Below are 17,434 nucleotides of genomic sequence, written 5' to 3'. Positions count from 1 at the left end.
TTAATACAGCTGCAAGCTACACGCTGCAAGCGAATACAGGCTGAAAGCCGAAAGCGAATACATTTTGCTTTCGGCTTTTGACATTTGGCTTTATGCCTCGTTGCCTTTATGCCTTGTTGCCTTTATGCCTTGGCGCCAGCCCCCTACTCGCCACTAGCTACTTACTACTTACTACTAGCTTCAACAAATGCTTTAATTCCTTCTATCAGCACATCCAATTGTTTAGTGGTCGTATACACATTCGGGGTTACGCGTAAACCATGGATGTTCTCCAACACAACAGCAGAGGCGTGCACTTTATAATGGTACCATAAATACGCTTCCAGTTCTGGCATTTTTTTGCCGGGCAGGTCAACCAGGCCGATGCCACAGCCAAAACCAGGTTTCATGGAAGTGCCCAGCCTGGCCCCCGGAATGTTTTTTGCCTTTTCCATCCAGTAGTTTTTAAGGTAGAACAGGCGTTTTTCTTTGCGTTCGGCGCCGATCATTTCATAAAACTCAATGGCATTACCGATGGCCTGTTCAATAAAGAAAGGCCGGGTACCCAGGTGTTCAAACTTTCGGATATCGTCGGCACGCGCATCCGGCGCGGCAAACAGGGGATACAGGTTTTTGATCTTTTCTTTCTTAACATACAGGAACCCGGTGCCGATGCAGGCGCTGAGCCATTTATGCAGGCTGGTGCCAAAATAATCGGCCCCCAGTTCAGGCACCGTGAATTGAAATTGGGCAAAGCTGTGGGCGCCGTCAACAACTACCTCAATGCCTTTTTGATGAGCGGCATCGGCAATTTTCCTCACGGGAATAATTTGACCGTTCCAATTGATAACATGGGTAACATGCACCACTTTGGTTTTGGGGGTGAAGGCCTGGGTATAGGCTTTCACCAGGTAGTCGGTGTCTTCGCTGGGGAGTTCCAGGTTCACCCATACCAGCTTAATGCCATCGCGCATTTCGCGCTGTTTCCAGGCGTTGATCATATTGGGGTAGTCCTGTTTGGTGAGCACCACTTCGTCGCCCGCTTTAAGGGGCAGGCCGAAGATGACGGCCTCCAGGGCTTCCGACGTATTACGTTGAATGGCAAGCTCTTCAGCAGAGCAGCCCGCCAAACGGGCGAGGTTGCGGCGAAGGGGTTCCCGCCCCAGGTCAAGCACGCGCAGCATAAAATGGCTGGGCGCCTCGTTAGTGAGGTCGAAATTGCGTTTCATGGCGTCCTGTACGGTTTTGGGGGAAGGCGCCACGTTGCCATTGTTTAAATTGATGAGACCGGGAGAAACGGTATAGGATTGTTGGATGAAGTACCAGAAATCGTCATCGGAGGCCAGTTGATCGGGTGATTTCAGGCTGGCGTTTTCCAGGGCGCGATGGAGGTTGCGGCTCCATGCGGGCTGGGAAATGGCCGAGAGTAAAGTTCCGGCAGAAAGGGCTTTAAAAGTGTGTAAAAAGGAGCGGCGATTAAATTTTGACATGTGACCTTTTTTTTGACAAGGTTGATTGGTTAAATAGAAAATGATATGTGTTAATGGTAAAAATATTTTCTGGGGAAAAATAAAGAATAATTGGCATTTTCATTTGGGGAAAAGGACAGAAGCCCTTACTTTTGCACTCCTTTCTAAAAGGACAACAGGCTGCCCGATAGTATAATGGTAGTACGACAGATTTTGGTTCTGTTTGTCTTGGTTCGAATCCAGGTCGGGCAACAAGAAACCCGCAGCGCAAGCTGCGGGTTTTGTTTTTCTGGCAGCGTGCCGAGCTTGCTCGGCTAAGCAGACAGAAAAACAAAACCGTCCCGCCAACGGCGGGGCGAGGTTTCTTGGGTAATGCAGTGCGGAGTGGATCACTGAAAGTAATCCAGGCAATCCATTTTGATTAATGCAGTGCGGAGTGGATCGCCGAAGGCAATCCTATTTTTTGGCGGCGTTGCGAACTTGTTCGCAAAAGCAGACAAATAAAAAAGCCGCAACCGCGAAGCGGTTGGCAGGCCTTTGGGTAATGCAGTGCGGAGTGGATCACTGAAAGTAATCCAGGCAATCCATTTTGATTAATGCAGTGCGGAGTGGATCGCCGCAGGCAATCCAGGCAATCAGGCTAAAATATGCCAGTCCCCATTTAAACCTTTGCCGCTTTTAACAATCTATTACGGCAACTTAAATCCCTTGTCGCTATGCGTTTATTACCCTATGCCCTGTTACTGCTTGTTCTTTCCTGTTCTAAAAATGATGATGATCCTGCACAACCTTTAACTGCACTACAAAATGTTCAATATGGCTCGGCAGCCGACAGCGGCGGCCAAACCACTTCCCTGCTTATGGACCTCTACTTTCCCGCCGGCGCTACTACAGCTGATAAATATCCATTGGTTTTAATGATCCACGGCGGTGGTTTTACTTCAGGCGATAAAAATGATATAAAGACGCATTGCCGCATACTCGCAGACTCCGGCTTTGTGACCGCTTCTATCAATTACCGTTTAGGCTGGCGGACCGGATCGGGTTCCTGCAATGGCGATACCGCTTCCAAACGACTGGCTGTTTATCGCGCCATACAGGATGCCAATGCAGCCTTACGTTTCCTGGTTTCCAAATCCAACAGCTATGCCATTGATACTAACTGGATCTTTATTGGCGGCTCCAGTGCGGGTTCCGGTACGGCACTTACGACTGCCTATATTCCTGATGCGGTGGCGCAGCAGTTAACCCCCACCGAACGGACTTTGCTTGGCCCCCTTAATACCAGTGGCAACAGCCTCACCAATGGATTTACCATAAAAGGGGTAGCTAACTTGTGGGGCGCCCTGCCCGACTCCAGCCTGGTAACTGCAGTTACCGCCCGTGCCATGATCTCTTTTCATGGAACCAGTGATAATGTAGTACCGTATGATTTCGGTTATGCCAACAAGTGCTCTAACTATGCTTTGGAATTTGGTGCTGCCTGTTTAACCCGGCGACTACATGCCGTACATGTTCCTTACCAGCTTTATTTGAAAACAGGTGCTGGTCATGGTCCAGATCAATATGGTCCGGGTTTTACCATGCCGCGGACGGCCGCTTTCTTTAAGCAGATATGCAGGGGTGAGGTAATTGTAAATAAGGTGGTGGTGGATTAATCCCCTACTCCCCATACAACTGGCTCTGTGGAACCAATTCCCTGGGCAGGGAGGCGCTTTGCCAGAAGAGGTATAAAGATGAGCGATCGTCCTGGTTGAAATACTCCAGCCTGATGGCATATTTTTTTCCTGCCTCTAAAGCAATGGCAGGTGATGTGTGCGTCGTAGTATATTCATCGCGCCAGCGATCGATAAGTAATGTATCATTCACCCATAGCCGCACCCCGCCGGCAACTTCCGTAGAAAAAATATATTCCTCTGTATACTGGGGTTCTATAAAACCGGTAAAGCGAATGCTGTACCGCGTATCTTTTATCTTGTAATGCACCCCCGTGGCCAGGCCCGGCATGGGCAACCGCCACTCGGGAAAACTGATCAACGGATCAATGCGCGCCTCCACCAGATCGTTCCAGTCTGTGCCATTATAATACGCGCCTTTCAATCCGGCGCCTGAACCCAAGATCAGCGGCGCAAAAGCCGTTCCTTCTTTTTTGCCCGACTTCGTAATGGTGTACGCCGCCCCTTTTACCGGCTGCACGCGGATCACTTCTTCCTTACCTGCATTGGGCGCCAGGGTAATGTGCCCCCGAATATCGCATTGCACTACATCCAGGCTTTTTACCGCATTGCTGCTGCCGTTCAGGATCGCGCCTTTGGTGCCGCCCTTAATGGTACAGTTCCGCAGCAATACGGGCCGCTCGCCTTTCGCCGGCCCTTCTACCATGGTAAATGGATATGGAATTTGCGAGTCCCCGTCCAGGATCATATTCTCAATACGCACCCCATTGGCGCCGCTGGCCGCATGGTCTTCAAACACGCTGTTGTATAAATAACCGCCGTTGTAAGTATAGTTGTTCACATACGCGCCATGCATTACGCCCACGCGGCAATTATAAATGATCGTTTGTTCCAGCACGTGGTTCTTGCCATTGTTCTGCCAGCTTCGGATGCCGCAATCGGAATTATGCGCGATGTTGCCTTTGAAGATCCAGGCCGATTCAATGGGCATTTCTTCCCAATCGTAGGCCGCGTTCACCGTTTCCAATCCCTGCTGCCCGGCCACCACATTGCTATCGCAGCGGTTGTCGTCGCCCATGCTCAGCACAAAACCATGCGTACCGAATGTGGGCGAACCCTTAGTGTCGAGCGACAAAGCGCCCTGCACATATTTCGGTGCTACCACCAGGTTATGCGTCCACACGGTGCGGTGGGTAGCATCGGGCAGGTCCCACCAGAACGGCGCATCCGTACAATTGTAGGCGATGTTATGCCGCATGGTAATACCATGACTTACATGCGGCACATAGGCGTGGTTATCGATATCGCGCATCACACAGCCTTCCACCATCGATCCGTCGCTGCCATCATTGCAATGGTGAAAATGCAGTCCATACCGGCCCTGCACCTGGTCTTTCACTTCGGTTCTACCCATGCTCTTACGCGGGCCTAAATACCGGAACGCTACGTGTTTTACCATTTGGGGAATGGCTGAGCGGATGAATATATGCGATCTACCAGTGGCGGAGCCTTCAACACGAATATTGCGCGAGAGGTTGCCCACTTCGGCAGTCCACAGGTTATTGATCAACGGGTGCGCCGTGGTAGCGGCATTCACCGAAACGGTATTGCCTTTTATTGCGGTGATGGTACGAACGTCTACATTCCGCGCATTCGCGGCCGTAGGGGTTATGAGGAGCTCATCCCCTACCCGCCAGCCGGTGGCGTCCCGCACTGTAATAGTCGTTGCCCCGGCGGCAATTGCGCCAATTGCGTTTGTCCACGCCGTTTTTTCCTGCCCCTGCAGTTGTAGCTGGCCCATCTCCATCACCCATAAACCGATATCACTGTCGAGCATATCCATACCACCGCCTTCAAAATTATTCTCATTAATACCGGTAAAACGAAGGGTATGGGTGATAACCGGGCTGGCAGCTTTCATCTGCAACTGGCCTGTGACCAGGATATTTTTAGAAGAAGAAAACGTAATTGACCGGCTGGGATCAAACGTCAATTGACCGGCCACCTGCATACCGGCCACTACTACATTGGCATCTACCTGCACAATATGCCCATCGGCGATCACCGGCGCGTCTTTTGGGCCAGGCACCCGCCCGCCCCAGGTACCCGGGTCGCTCCAGTTGCCGTTGCGCACACTGGTAATGGAACCGGTGAAGGCGGTAACTGCGGGAGCGCAGGAAATTACCCGCTCCGGCGGCCTTTGGGTACCCAACAACATCAACACGAAATAAAAAACATAGAGCGGAACCGATTGCATAGTAAAAATTAGGTTTGCAGGGTGATACAAATTTACTTTTTTCTTAAGAAACGACATAGAGGTATAAAGCGCTGCTGCACGCTTCAAGCTGCACGCTTCAAGCTGCACGCTTCAAGCTGCACGCTGCACGCAAATACAGGCTTAAAGCGGAAAGCGGAAAACCGATCCAATTGCTTATTGCCCATTGCCAATTGTTTCCCTCGTTGCCTTTCTGCCTTTACGCCTTTATGCCTTGTTGCCTTATTGCCTTTTCCTATCATGTTTCGCCGTTTTGGCAAAATTCGAAAATGCACATTATTAATTTACAGGAAAATACATAGAGCCAATATAAATATTGAAGCGCATTTGGTTTGTTCTCTACATTTACAAAGCAGAACGAGCCTGATTATACGACGAGCAAGAATACTAACGGTTATATTTATCCCTTTGGAAGACTGAAGATCGATGCGGAACAGCTCAGCGACCATGATACAACCTTAATTTACTGAAATGACCCGACCTTATACTTCCTGTAAGGGAAGGCAGCAATAAACGGCCGGCATGGCAACATACCAGCTGTACCGGGAATAGTATAACCACATCTGTTCACTATACCTTAACCTATATTATGAAAAAAAAATCAAGTGCAGACACTGACCTGAAAAAAATAATAAAGGCCAAGGAGATCGTTCATGATGAATTCAACAAACCCTTGACGCTTGCGTATGTAGCCCGCAAGATAAAGATGGACCCCCGCAAGCTATCGCGCCAGTTTAAAAAGGTACATTATCTAAGTTTCCAGGAATATTATATTGAGCTACGGGCCAGCGAAGGCATTATTTTGTTACTGCAAAATAAATTGCGGATCAACGAAATTGCAAGGGCAACCGGGTATACCACCACGCAGTCCTTTTCGCGGATGTTTAAAAAAGTAACGGGCATGGCGCCCACGCCCTGGCAAAAACTACAACTCAATAACCCCCGGGGCACTTACCCCTGGATCATGAAAGAACCGTTTATCTCATACGCTACCAAATAATACAGGCATACCCGGTTAAGGACGCACCTGTATGTATTCAATAATCATTAAACCGACCTCCCATGCACAAACGGAAATTAAAGAAGCATGTGGTAACAGCCATAACGGCTGCCAAAGAAATCTTTGATAAAAACCAGGCAGACGACAATACCGCCAATGATGTGGCGGCGGCGCATCAGATCAGCCGCAACGTGCTACAAAAATCCTTTAAAGAAGAATTCGGCCTCGGCATCCGCGAATACAAGATGAAACGACGGATGGAACTGGGCAGGCAATTACTCGCAGACGGCAAAGATGCGAAGGCGATCTCCATTATCCTGCACTATAGTAATCCCAGTGCTTTCAATAATGCGTTCAAGCGGTACTGGGGCGTAACACCCAAAGAGATGTTCGACTTTAGTAAAGAAGGCATAGCGGTAGAAAGGCAACAGGGCAACAAGCAGTAACACCAATGCAGCTATTGACCTTTACTGAAAAAGAAAATAAATTTTAAAATTTACGGCAAGATGTACGCGCAAAGCGAACAAAAAACTAAGAACCATTAACTAAGAACTAAAATCGTGCAAAGTATAAATAAGTAGCGCCAAGTATAAATTGAAATCTCTTTTTTTTCGCATGATCACGGTGTAAATTGCTACAGAATGAATGATTGCTCCGGCACTTTTGTCAGCCGGAAGATAACCAGAAGAATATAGTAACAGTAGATTTTTATTTTACACATTACCAGATTGGACAACCATTAATTTATCTAAACAATAGATAGAACATGGAAACCTTATTCAACCGCCCGTTCAACCCGGGAACCATCCAGTTATTGCCAGACCGTGAATCGAATTTTCATTTTCCTATTCAACAATTACAACTCCTACGCCAGCTAATTATACACAGCGTTTATATAAACTAAGGACTTTCATACCCAACATAGGGCCCGGCGGGTGGTGTTCATCTGCTTAACTAATTTCTATTAGTTAAAAAGACAGGTCGCTACAAACCTTCATCAGCAAGCCGGGACCCTTTCCCTACACCGTAGGCATCTTGAGTAACATTAACATAAATAAACCTTTCCAAATGCAACCTATTAATTTAAAAAGAGAGGACCTGGAAAAGATAGTGGCTGTAAAAAATATTCTTGAGAAAGAATATCACAGGCATTATACCCAAAAGGACCTGGCCCGTTTTGTTTGTACGAATGAAAAAAAACTAAAGCTTGGCTTCAAGCAGGTAACCCAAAGGACCTTGCATGAATACCTTACGCTGGTACGAATTGAAAAATCGAAATTGTTCCTGGCAGAAACAGATTACCCGATCAAACTGATAGCAGACAAGATAGGGTTAGACAAAACCAATTTCAACAAGAGCTTCAAGAAGCTGACGGGTACTACGCCTAAGGAATGGCGTAATAACATATCGAAGCATGACATCAATTCGCTTTTGCAGGAGATAATGCAAAGTTCCGATTCGCCACATTAGGAAACCAACTCGCTACTTTCTATGAATTAACTTGCATACAGTTCAGTAAGACATCTCACACACTTTTTCAACTTATCCTTATGAGCAGCATTTTGATCGAAAACAAATTGGCCGCTGAAATCACCGCACAAAACGGAACAGGTAACACCACATCAAAGGCGCCTATACAGCGATTATCGATTATTATTCCTGTGTATAATGAAGAGAAGACGATTGCGATCGTGTTAGACAAGATAAACGAGGTGAAGCTGATCGGGAATATAGAGAAGGAAGTGATCATTGTGAATGACTGTTCGAAGGATGGGTCGGAAGAAGTGATACAGCGATATTTTGCCAATGCTACGCCGTTAACCATTAACTACTTTCAATACATCAGGCATGAAATAAACCAGGGAAAGGGTGCGGCTATCCATACAGGAATTGCCCAGGCAACCGGTGATTACCTGTTGGTACAGGATGCCGACCTGGAATATGACCCGGGCGAATACAACACTTTGTTAAAACCAATAGTGCTTGGCTCGGCAGATGTGGTATACGGCTCGCGATTTATGGGCGGCAATCCACACCGCATCCTGTTCTTCTGGCATTCTATCGGTAACCGGTTCCTCACCTTCCTGTCGAACATGTTCAGCAACCTGAACCTAACGGATATGGAAACAGGTTATAAGTTATTCCGCACCTCCATTATTCAACGCATTTACTTACACGAGAAACGCTTCGGGTTTGAACCGGAAGTAACTGCCAAGATCTCCATGGTACCCGGCATCCGGATCTATGAAGTAGGTATCAGTTACTACGGAAGAACTTTTGCCGAGGGAAAGAAAATCGGGTGGAAGGATGGCGTGCGGGCGATCTATTGTATACTGAAGTATGGGTTGTTTAATAATCAGCTATTCCGCAAACAAACAGATATAAAAGTACCAGCACAAACAGTTGGATAATATTCTATCAAAAGACTGTTCTCATTTACTATTCTCACAATTTTAAATTGGTTAGCAATGATCAAGCGTACAACTATCATTGAGATAATTACTGTGCTTAATATAATTCTTTTCCTCTACACCGGCATTGCCAAGATAATGGATTATAGTGTGTTTAAGGAGCAATTGGCTGATTCTCCTATTTTATCGTGGGCTGCAAAGCCTGTAGCTATCATGTTACCAATTGTAGAATTCGCCATCGTATTAATGCTTGTTATTCCCAGGTGGCGATTGAAAGGGTTGTATGCTTCGTTTGGGATCATGACATTATTCACTGTCTATATTATTGCGATGTTTATTATTGCGCCGGAGATGCCTTGTAGTTGTGGGGGGATAATGGAACAGCTTTCTTGGGAGCAACATATCATATTCAACAGTGCATCTATTCTCCTCAATGGATGGGCAATCTACCTTCTCAAAAAGGAAAAAAAAGAATTTAACAAAGGCTGGGCTGTCGAAATAAATTACAGCATTTCTCATTCATAAGTAGAATAAAAAGAAGGCTAAAAAGAATTTTTATTGACATTCAATTTAACGAGATGAATCAAGGAACTACTTGGGCTTCACAAGAAGTATCGTTTAAAGAATTTTTGATTAAGAATAAAAAAAACCGGACTACATTATGGTTTGTTGCAATAGCCATAGTTATTCAGTTTGGGATATTTAAATATTTCTATCCTTACGCCAGTTATATCCACGGGGATTCATTTTCATATCTCAATGCTGCCTCTAAAAACTTGGCAATTAATACATACATGGTAGGTTATTCTAATTTTTTAAGATTATTAAGTGTTCTTACAAAATCCGATATTTTCCTTACAGCCTTTCAGTATTTATTGATTCATTTTGGAGCTCTCTGTATGCTTTTTTCTATATACTATTTTTATTCGCCTAGCCGAGTACTACAATATCTACTTTTAACATTCATGACATTTAATCCGCTTTTCTTACATCTCGCCAATTTAGTAAGTAGTGATTGCATCTTTACAGCCCTCAGCCTTGTTTGGTTTACTTCTCTACTATGGATTATTCACAAGCCTTCAACAAAAATAATAGTTTGGCACACAGTTTTGCTATTTGTTGTTTTTACGATTCGCTATAATGCACTAATTTATCCATTTTTGTCTATTGCGGCATTCACACTATCACCACTACACTTGCACAAAAGATTAATTGGAGCAGTAGCTAGCTTACTCTTTTGCGGTTTGTTTATTGGTTATACTAGTTTTAAATATAAAAAATTAACTGGCTATTGGCAATACTCGCCTTTTAGCGGTTGGCAACTTACCAATAATGCTATGTATGCTTATCGATATGTCGACAGCTTAAAACGTAAGCCTGTAAAAAAAGAATTCGTTGCTTTTGACAATATGTTACGCGCATATTTCGACTCCACACGTGACACACAAAAGTTTCCAATCGAAGCTGTAAAAGCTAGCACATACTATATGTGGAGTCCGGGTTTACCTATGTTTAAATATCGTGATAGCTTATTTAATAACAACAAAAAAGCTAGCGAATTAAAAAAATGGGCTAGTATGGGTCCGTTTTATAAATCTTATGGTTTGTACATCATTCGCCAATATCCTCTTCATTTTATGGAAAATTTCATATGGCCTAATAGTTTAAAATATTATGCACCACCTGTTGAATTTCTGGAAAACTACAATTCAGGAAAGGACAGTGTAGCTCCGATAGCAAAAGAATGGTTTGATTATTCAAGTCGAAAAGTAGTAACTAGATTTAAAAATAAACAAACAATTACACTCGACTTCTATCCAATCTTCTCTGGTATCATTAATGCTATAATGTTTTTCTTGCTCATATTTTATTCAATGCTTAAAGGATGGAAAAATGCACCAATGTTACAAAAAGGTGTTTTATTAGGTACAACCATTTGGGTACTTAACGCTTTTTTTACAATTTTTGCATCTTCAGCAGCATTACGATTCCAATCATTTCCTATCACCCTTACTACTATGTTTACTTGCTTATTACTAGATTGGTTATGGAAATCAGCTTTGAAACCAGATGTTCTACAATTAAATTTTGAAAACAAAGATTTAACCATTGCACAATAAATTCATAATTAATGCCATTAATTCAATCGTTACTAACAATTAACCACGTAATATTAGTCATACAAACTCAATTGTTCGCTGAATTTGATTCAAATTACAGGGTAAGATGTTCGAATAAAAATAGCAATAAAGGATAATTAAACTAGTGTTCAAGTATGCTTTTCGAAAGAACCATATCACCTTTAGATTTTAGACAATGGCTTTTGCTGAATAAAGAGAATAAACGAATATTTATCCTTTCTATAACGCTAATACTTATTTCCTTTACTTGGCTAAAATTCAAATATCCTTATCCGAATTTTATGCCGCCAGACTCCTATAATTACCTTGAAACCGCATATTTTAACAGCTATATTGGGATATGGCCAATAGGATACTCAAAATTCTTACGATTTGTAAGCTGCTTCAGTAAATCACATCTCATACTCGTTCTTATACAATACATATTGTTGCAATTAAGCTTACTGTATTTTTTATTTACTTTTCGTTATTTAATTTCACCAGGAACATGGCTTTTCCGCATATTGCTTTTTATCTCTTTAACAAACCCTTTATTACCACAAATAGCAAATTCAATATCTAGTGACAATTTGTTTTTAACACTTAGCTTGCTATGGCTAACTCAGTTACTTTGGATTATTCATCAACCCAGTATAAAATTAATCCTACTCCACACGACAATTGTATTGATCGCCTTTACAGTTCGCCATAACGCATTATTTTACCCTGTAATAAGTGCTATTGTAATAATATTTAGTAATGCCTCTAAAATACACAAGTGGCTAGGAATTGGAGTCATGTTTACTTTACTATTGTCTTTTATTAGCCGAACGCAGTACGAATACTTTGTAAAAACGCAAACTGTACAATACTCAGCATTTGGAGGATGGCAAATTGCAGCCAATGCACTTTACGGATACGCCTTTGCAGACCCTATAAGTGAAAAAAAGATCCCTGTAAAGTTTAGAAAAGTACATAACATAGTAAATCATCATATGGATTCTCTACGTCATTTGACATTACGACCTGACCAGGAAGTGGGCATTTATTACATGTGGGATTATAAATCACCATTGCGAATTTTTATGGAGCAACAATGGCCAAAAGATAGTACTTCTTTCCTTAAAAAGTGGGCATCAATGGCTCCTCTATATGCAAAATATGGTCAATACTTAATAATGCAGCATCCTACCCAATTTTGTAAAAATTTCATATGGTCCAATATCAAAAATTTTTATTTACCGCCGAGCTATTTTATGGGCATATATAATATGGGAGGGTATACAGTAGAGCCAATAGCAATGAAGTGGTTTGGATGGAAAAACAAGTTTATAAAGAAAAATACAGATAGTAAATACATTATTGTTGCAAATATTTTTACACTGATCACACCTGTCATCAATATTCTTTATATTACAAGCCTACTTGCTTTTGTTGCATTGGCAGGATTAAAAAAATGTAGCCCAACCTGCAGAAAAATAATAAAGTATATTCTTATCATTTGGCTAAGCAATTCATTGTTCAGTATACTTTCGGCTCCTATTGAATTACGTTATGAATTATTTCAAATAATTATTAGTCTCGTTTGCTCAGTTACTTTCATTAGTTACATAATTCAAAAAATGATAATAATACAACATACAAATACTGATGCCACGACTGATAATGTTGTTAACAATGTAAACCAAATAATGTCGTAATAAATACACTTTTTTATGAAAACCTATATTCATATAATCATCATTATTTGCTTTCTGGCTAGTTGTTATGGTAAAGAACCTCGTTTGAATTCCGGGCATGAAGGCAAACCTATTCCATCACTCAATTTAATGTTAACAGATAGCATAACTAATATTAACGCAAAAGATTTTTCAAACGGAAAACCGGTTGTACTAATCGACATTAGTCCGTACTGTCCTTTTTGCAATGCTATGATGAAAGATATTATTGATGAGAATAAACGACTTACAGAAATTCAATTTATTTTTCTCTCAGCCTTTCCTATAGATGATTTAAAAAAAATTTCTAACAAATATCAACTCACAAAATACCCAAACATAACGATTGGACGTGATTATGAAGGATATTTTAATAAATACTATAATTCATCAGGTGTACCATGCATTGCAATTTATGGTAAAAACGGATTGCTTAAACAAGTAATGATGGGAAAGATTAGCACCAATCTAATTAAAGATATTGCCTTTGAATAATGTTTGCGCGCACCTGCCTTGGCCCGGCAGAATGAGTTATTGTTGTTCTTAGTGTACATAGGAACTGGCATTACACTCATCGTCCTTTGTGAAAACCTGGAATAGCCGAAAACCAGTATAAAAAAGTAGGCAATCATTTAAATACAAAAGTTTAGCTTTTTGATTAAAAAAGCACCTTTCATTATGAAAAAAGCAAAAATCATGTTGCTCTCTATTGGAGTTATTGCAGTAGTTGCGGGCGCACTTGCTTTTAAAGCAAAAAATTATGGAACATTTACTTGCTACAGAACATTGGATGCAGCTATAACAACTTGTGATGATACTCCAATACCAGTATTCTTTAATCGGAATGTTACAACTTCATACACTTCTACATCAATCAATGGAGAAGCTGTTGATGCTCTGTCTGATTGTTCTCAGACAAGCTGCTTAGTTTCTACAACCTTAGAAGATGAATAAGAAGAAGCTAGGATTGTAAGAATTAAAATACATACTAAGGGAGCTGCTTTAACTGCGGCTCCCTTTCCTTTTGAACCGCTTAGGCCCAGTCAATTAATTTATGATCACTTAACATGCACTACTACTCATGATTAACCTTGTTTTAGAATAATCTAAATGAATTTATATTCCAATGAAAACCATATTCTCGATAATCTGCAATTTACTGTTTTAACTTATCGATTGTTTATATTAACAGTTGTTCATTTAGATTAATTCAAAATAAAATATTTCTAAGAATAGAGATCTGTCAAAATGACCTACATAAAAAATGCTGAACATGGAATATCGTCCACATAGTTAAATTAAGATTGCAACTTAAACCGACTACATGCTTTTTATTCAAGAGCTTTACGGATTAATACTTGATTCTACTGACTCATATCCAGTTTCAAATCCTTTACGAGATGCTCTTACTCCACTCGTTATCCACTTTGGAGCAGGAAGTCCTTTCAAGTAGTGGTCAAAAAACTGAGTAGTTCGTATTGTTAAATCTTTTGCATCTTTTCCTGCAACACTATGGTTTGCTCCAGCTCCATCATATTCTAGTAACCAACACTTTTTGTTCAATCTCCAGCAAGCTAAATACATTTCCATACCCTGTTCCCAAGGCATTGTCATATCGTTCATGCAATGAAATATGAGCAAAGGGGTTGTAATTTTATCAGCATTTAGTACCGCAGATTCAGAAAGATACCTTTCCCTTCGCTGCCAAATATTACCTCCGTAATAGGTCTCTGAAGTTGAGAACCTAGAATTTGTCTTTTTAATTCCGCCAGACAACTCCAATGCAGAACTTACCATATCACTAGCACCGGCACCAACAAAAGCAGCAGCAAATAAACTACTGTGTGTAACCGTATAATAAGCTATTTGCCCGCCACGACTATGAGTGCTTATACCAATTCGATTTGCATCCACAAATGGAAATTTAGAAAGGTACTCAGCTCCTGATACTAATGTATTGTAGCCGCATTCCGTCATTTTGCCTTGCCTGAAGATAACATCAGCAATTAAAACTAAATACCCACGGCTTACAAACCATGGTATATCAATAAATCCGTCGTTGGTATAGTGAGGAACAGGAAACTGATTTAACCATTGAGAAAAAGGTAAGGCATAAAAAGAAATAATAACTGGATATTTCTTTGTTGAGTCAAAATTTCTAGGCTTATATAATATACCTTGACCAATTATAGTATCTGGTTGAGACCAGCTTATTAATTCAGCTGTTAGCCAGTTATACCTTATCTGAGGTTGAATATTTGTCAGTTGTTTGAAGCTTTTAAAATCTCTGGTTAAAAAATAATTAGGTGCATTTGTAGCACTACCCCTCTTAATAATCCAAACATCAGCCTTTGCTGCTTTTAAAGGTACCATACCTGGATCTTTATGAAGAGGGAACTGATATACAGCTAAATCAGAGTGAAAATATGTATATGGCCCCATTGTAAGAAGTTCAGGGTCTCCCTTAACTCCAATTTTCTTTCTGTAAAAACCGTTTTCTTTACTTTGCATATTAAAAGCTGTAAGTAGCAACGGCTTCTCATCATTTAAGCATATAAGTGTCTCTTGAGCGCTAATTGTCAAACGCAGTTTAATTCTTCTTTGGCGTCCATAACCATTTGTAAGATTTATAGGCTTTTTTTGCCCTTGTAAATCTAATTGCCAAATGTCAAAATTATCATAAACAAGAACAGCAGACTTGTCCTTAAGCCAACCAGCCAATCCTACAGGAGAAGGAAAAGGAAAAACATATCCAGCTGGATAATAATTATCTTCTTCTTTTGAAAAAAGAAAAGAAGGTAACATACCAGTTAAATTAATCGTTTTTCCGGTAGCTAACTCATAACTAAAATAGTTGCCTTGCTTTTCTGAATCGTAATACAATAAATAAATACCATCAGGAGAGAACCAAGTTTTACTATTCGCCCCTTTAATAGGCAGCAAACTTCTCTTTCCGTCCTGTAGTGACACTAGCCAGAATGAAGCAGGATTCTCTCTTGCTTGCCACAATCGATCCCCATTCGCATCTTTCTTTATTACAACAAAACGTGAAATACTAGTTGGAAATGCATCTACTAAATCTCCAAACCCTTGTTTGAGTTGAATCACACTATCTCCATTAACTGAAATAACAGATTTCAATATAGGAGATTCCAAGTCATTATCAAAAGGTCTCTGCAGTTGTTTACTTTGTAATACCGTATCTCTATAACTCCATATATTTAGCTTACTTAGACTATCAGGCATGCGGCCTATTTTTGGCTTCTCTAAATTTATAAAAACATAATGACCGTCCGGACTAAAATCGAAAGCAGTTGCCAATTGTAATCCACCGCTTATTCCAGGCGATTTTTGATTTGCAATTGGAAGAGCATTCGGCATTCCTTCGGTGTAATACCATATAGAATTCCCATCTCCTTTCTCAGATATATTGATTGCAATTCTTTTACCAGAACCGTCCAGCACACAACCTAGTAGTTTCTGTTCACTATTAGTATTTTGCCATACCCTTGTAGCATTTCCATTATCTAGCTTTATTCTCATTACTGAGGTAACAACCTGTGCCCCCTCCTTTGAAATTACTGTATACCAAAGCACCGTTCCCTCTTCGTCAAAACTACAAAAATTAGAATGTCCTAACTTGAACTCATGCTCATCTATTAAGTTTCTTACTACCAATTCATCCTTTTCGTCGCTTGTTTGCCAAGCCAGCCATTTCCCTATAGAATTTTTGGGTTGAATCCACTTTTTTATACCGATTACTTCCACGTTTTTATTTGTAAGATCTAAAAAGTAGAGGCTATCCTTTATTACGTATACATACTTCTTATTATTCTCATAAAAACATATCGCTGATCCACCGATAACCTCTTTTTTCCATCCACCAACCACAGTTCCAACAACAAGCGTTTTCCTTTTTTTGGGCTTATTTGATATTGAATACGAAAAGAATTTACCATTAGAACTAATGCGAACATCCTCATCGGAATAAAATCCATACCAATTTTCTATAGCAGAGCTATCGAGAATAGAATATGGTATTGTTGTGAATTTTTCTGAAGATACGTTGTCAACGGCAATTGATTGAGAATAACCTACCAGAAACTGGCACACAAAAGGCAAACAAATAATTAAGTATTTCATAACTAACATTAAAATGAGTCTTAATATTTAAGTAATGGTATGTCTATCTTTAAGTTACGAAATAATAGCCTTCACTTCGGATAAATATTATAGCATAATAAAAATACAATGGGCAATATACTCGAGCACCTGATAATTATTTCGAAAATAAAAATCATATAAATGAAAGCAGTATGTGATAATCAAGAGAAGCCGTCATGTATGCTTTGAATACTTATTGGTTACATGAATCTGTAAACTAAATAAAGATCCATTAGAATTATATTTCACTTATACTACCCTTTTTAATATTAATAAGCAAGGAACGAACAACTCTTAACGACGCATTGTCGCAGTAGTCAATTTCATAAATATCATTACAACACTGTTATTCACTTCATAACGGCGGCTATTCCTGATAGATTTTCAGTCTTGATAATGTTATTCCAGTTAAATGATCTACCTCTAACCTTCGCCCACTATCAAGAGCTAGAGAAAAATCCCACATTGCAACACTTTCGATGACATCTTTTATTTCTTTCACATAGAACTTAAACGAATCGAGTAGCCAAATAACACAGCAAGAAAGGTAATCACCCGGCCAACTACAGGTATTAAGCTATATTGGCCGGCTATATTTGGTTAAATATTTATTTTTAATCCA

At 40.8% G+C, this 17,434-nt stretch carries 13 protein-coding genes and 1 tRNA gene; 11 read left to right on the top strand and 3 right to left on the bottom strand.

From position 1 onward, the window contains the following. Positions 1-164: 164 nt before the first annotated feature. A complete protein-coding gene (locus FAM09_RS26135; protein WP_136580125.1) occupies positions 165-1,469 on the bottom strand; it encodes an aminotransferase class V-fold PLP-dependent enzyme in 1,305 nt (434 codons plus the stop codon). A gap of 160 nt (positions 1,470-1,629) precedes the next feature. On the opposite strand from FAM09_RS26135, the gene FAM09_RS26130 reads away from it, so the two are divergent. Both FAM09_RS26130 and FAM09_RS26125 read left to right on the top strand, forming a co-directional pair. Further along, positions 1,630-1,700 (top strand) — tRNA-Gln (locus tag FAM09_RS26130). 464 nt (positions 1,701-2,164) lie between these two features. Beyond that, positions 2,165-3,106: an alpha/beta hydrolase gene (locus tag FAM09_RS26125; protein ID WP_136580124.1), complete on the top strand. Its 942-nt coding sequence runs from the start codon at positions 2,165-2,167 to the stop codon at positions 3,104-3,106. A gap of 4 nt (positions 3,107-3,110) precedes the next feature. Here the strand turns inward: FAM09_RS26125 and FAM09_RS26120 are convergent, their stop codons facing one another. After that, positions 3,111-5,381 (bottom strand): PA14 domain-containing protein, encoded by a 2,271-nt coding sequence (locus tag FAM09_RS26120; RefSeq protein WP_166437278.1) that lies wholly within the window; start codon positions 5,379-5,381, stop codon positions 3,111-3,113. Between the two features lie 607 nt (positions 5,382-5,988). Here FAM09_RS26120 and FAM09_RS26115 point away from each other — a divergent pair. The 9 genes from FAM09_RS26115 to FAM09_RS26075 all read left to right on the top strand — a co-directional run bounded on the left by FAM09_RS26115 (position 5,989) and on the right by FAM09_RS26075 (position 13,602). Beyond that, positions 5,989-6,399, top strand: coding sequence for a helix-turn-helix domain-containing protein (locus FAM09_RS26115; protein WP_136580122.1), 411 nt, complete (start codon positions 5,989-5,991; stop codon positions 6,397-6,399). A 62-nt stretch (positions 6,400-6,461) separates the two neighbouring features. After that, positions 6,462-6,845 (top strand): helix-turn-helix domain-containing protein, encoded by a 384-nt coding sequence (locus FAM09_RS26110; protein WP_136580121.1) that lies wholly within the window; start codon positions 6,462-6,464, stop codon positions 6,843-6,845. A gap of 622 nt (positions 6,846-7,467) precedes the next feature. Continuing rightward, positions 7,468-7,869 carry a helix-turn-helix domain-containing protein gene (locus tag FAM09_RS26105; protein ID WP_136580120.1) on the top strand — a complete coding sequence of 134 codons (402 nt, stop codon included), beginning with the start codon at positions 7,468-7,470 and terminating at the stop codon, positions 7,867-7,869. Between the two features lie 80 nt (positions 7,870-7,949). Further along, positions 7,950-8,810, top strand: a complete 861-nt coding sequence (locus tag FAM09_RS26100; protein ID WP_136580119.1) for a glycosyltransferase family 2 protein — start codon at positions 7,950-7,952, stop codon at positions 8,808-8,810. Between the two features lie 57 nt (positions 8,811-8,867). Then, complete coding sequence (locus tag FAM09_RS26095) at positions 8,868-9,335, top strand: MauE/DoxX family redox-associated membrane protein (RefSeq protein ID WP_136580118.1); 468 nt, start codon at positions 8,868-8,870, stop codon at positions 9,333-9,335. 53 nt (positions 9,336-9,388) lie between these two features. Further along, positions 9,389-10,930: a hypothetical protein gene (locus tag FAM09_RS26090; RefSeq protein WP_136580117.1), complete on the top strand. Its 1,542-nt coding sequence runs from the start codon at positions 9,389-9,391 to the stop codon at positions 10,928-10,930. Positions 10,931-11,085: 155 nt separating this feature from the next. Continuing rightward, a complete protein-coding gene (locus FAM09_RS26085; protein ID WP_136580116.1) occupies positions 11,086-12,630 on the top strand; it encodes a hypothetical protein in 1,545 nt (514 codons plus the stop codon). A gap of 15 nt (positions 12,631-12,645) precedes the next feature. Further along, on the top strand, positions 12,646-13,143 hold the full coding sequence (locus FAM09_RS26080; RefSeq protein ID WP_136580115.1) for a TlpA family protein disulfide reductase: 498 nt from the start codon (positions 12,646-12,648) through the stop codon (positions 13,141-13,143). Positions 13,144-13,326: 183 nt separating this feature from the next. Beyond that, on the top strand, positions 13,327-13,602 hold the full coding sequence (locus FAM09_RS26075) for a hypothetical protein (protein WP_136580114.1): 276 nt from the start codon (positions 13,327-13,329) through the stop codon (positions 13,600-13,602). Positions 13,603-13,992: 390 nt separating this feature from the next. Here the strand turns inward: FAM09_RS26075 and FAM09_RS26070 are convergent, their stop codons facing one another. Beyond that, the gene (locus tag FAM09_RS26070; RefSeq protein WP_166437277.1) at positions 13,993-16,791 is read right to left on the bottom strand and encodes an alpha/beta hydrolase family protein; all 2,799 of its coding nucleotides are present in this window, start codon (positions 16,789-16,791) and stop codon (positions 13,993-13,995) included. Positions 16,792-17,434: the final 643 nt, after the last annotated feature.

The organism is Niastella caeni (genome assembly GCF_004834005.1).
In the GTDB taxonomy this organism is placed as follows: Bacteria; Bacteroidota; Bacteroidia; order Chitinophagales; family Chitinophagaceae; genus Niastella; species Niastella caeni.
The sequence above is the reverse complement of the archived record's forward strand: the minus strand, read 5'-3'. Positions and strand labels throughout refer to the sequence as shown.

Excerpts from the sequence above, each read along its gene's own strand:
- FAM09_RS26135 (WP_136580125.1), bottom strand. The coding sequence starts at position 1,469 with ATGTCAAAATTTAATCGCCGCTCCTTTTTACACACTTTTAAAGCCCTT.
- FAM09_RS26125 (WP_136580124.1), top strand. The coding sequence starts at position 2,165 with ATGCGTTTATTACCCTATGCCCTGTTACTGCTTGTTCTTTCCTGTTCT.
- FAM09_RS26120 (WP_166437278.1), bottom strand. The coding sequence starts at position 5,381 with ATGCAATCGGTTCCGCTCTATGTTTTTTATTTCGTGTTGATGTTGTTG.
- FAM09_RS26115 (WP_136580122.1), top strand. The coding sequence starts at position 5,989 with ATGAAAAAAAAATCAAGTGCAGACACTGACCTGAAAAAAATAATAAAG.
- FAM09_RS26110 (WP_136580121.1), top strand. The coding sequence starts at position 6,462 with ATGCACAAACGGAAATTAAAGAAGCATGTGGTAACAGCCATAACGGCT.
- FAM09_RS26105 (WP_136580120.1), top strand. The coding sequence starts at position 7,468 with ATGCAACCTATTAATTTAAAAAGAGAGGACCTGGAAAAGATAGTGGCT.
- FAM09_RS26100 (WP_136580119.1), top strand. The coding sequence starts at position 7,950 with ATGAGCAGCATTTTGATCGAAAACAAATTGGCCGCTGAAATCACCGCA.
- FAM09_RS26095 (WP_136580118.1), top strand. The coding sequence starts at position 8,868 with ATGATCAAGCGTACAACTATCATTGAGATAATTACTGTGCTTAATATA.
- FAM09_RS26090 (WP_136580117.1), top strand. The coding sequence starts at position 9,389 with ATGAATCAAGGAACTACTTGGGCTTCACAAGAAGTATCGTTTAAAGAA.
- FAM09_RS26085 (WP_136580116.1), top strand. The coding sequence starts at position 11,086 with ATGCTTTTCGAAAGAACCATATCACCTTTAGATTTTAGACAATGGCTT.
- FAM09_RS26080 (WP_136580115.1), top strand. The coding sequence starts at position 12,646 with ATGAAAACCTATATTCATATAATCATCATTATTTGCTTTCTGGCTAGT.
- FAM09_RS26075 (WP_136580114.1), top strand. The coding sequence starts at position 13,327 with ATGAAAAAAGCAAAAATCATGTTGCTCTCTATTGGAGTTATTGCAGTA.
- FAM09_RS26070 (WP_166437277.1), bottom strand. The coding sequence starts at position 16,791 with ATGAAATACTTAATTATTTGTTTGCCTTTTGTGTGCCAGTTTCTGGTA.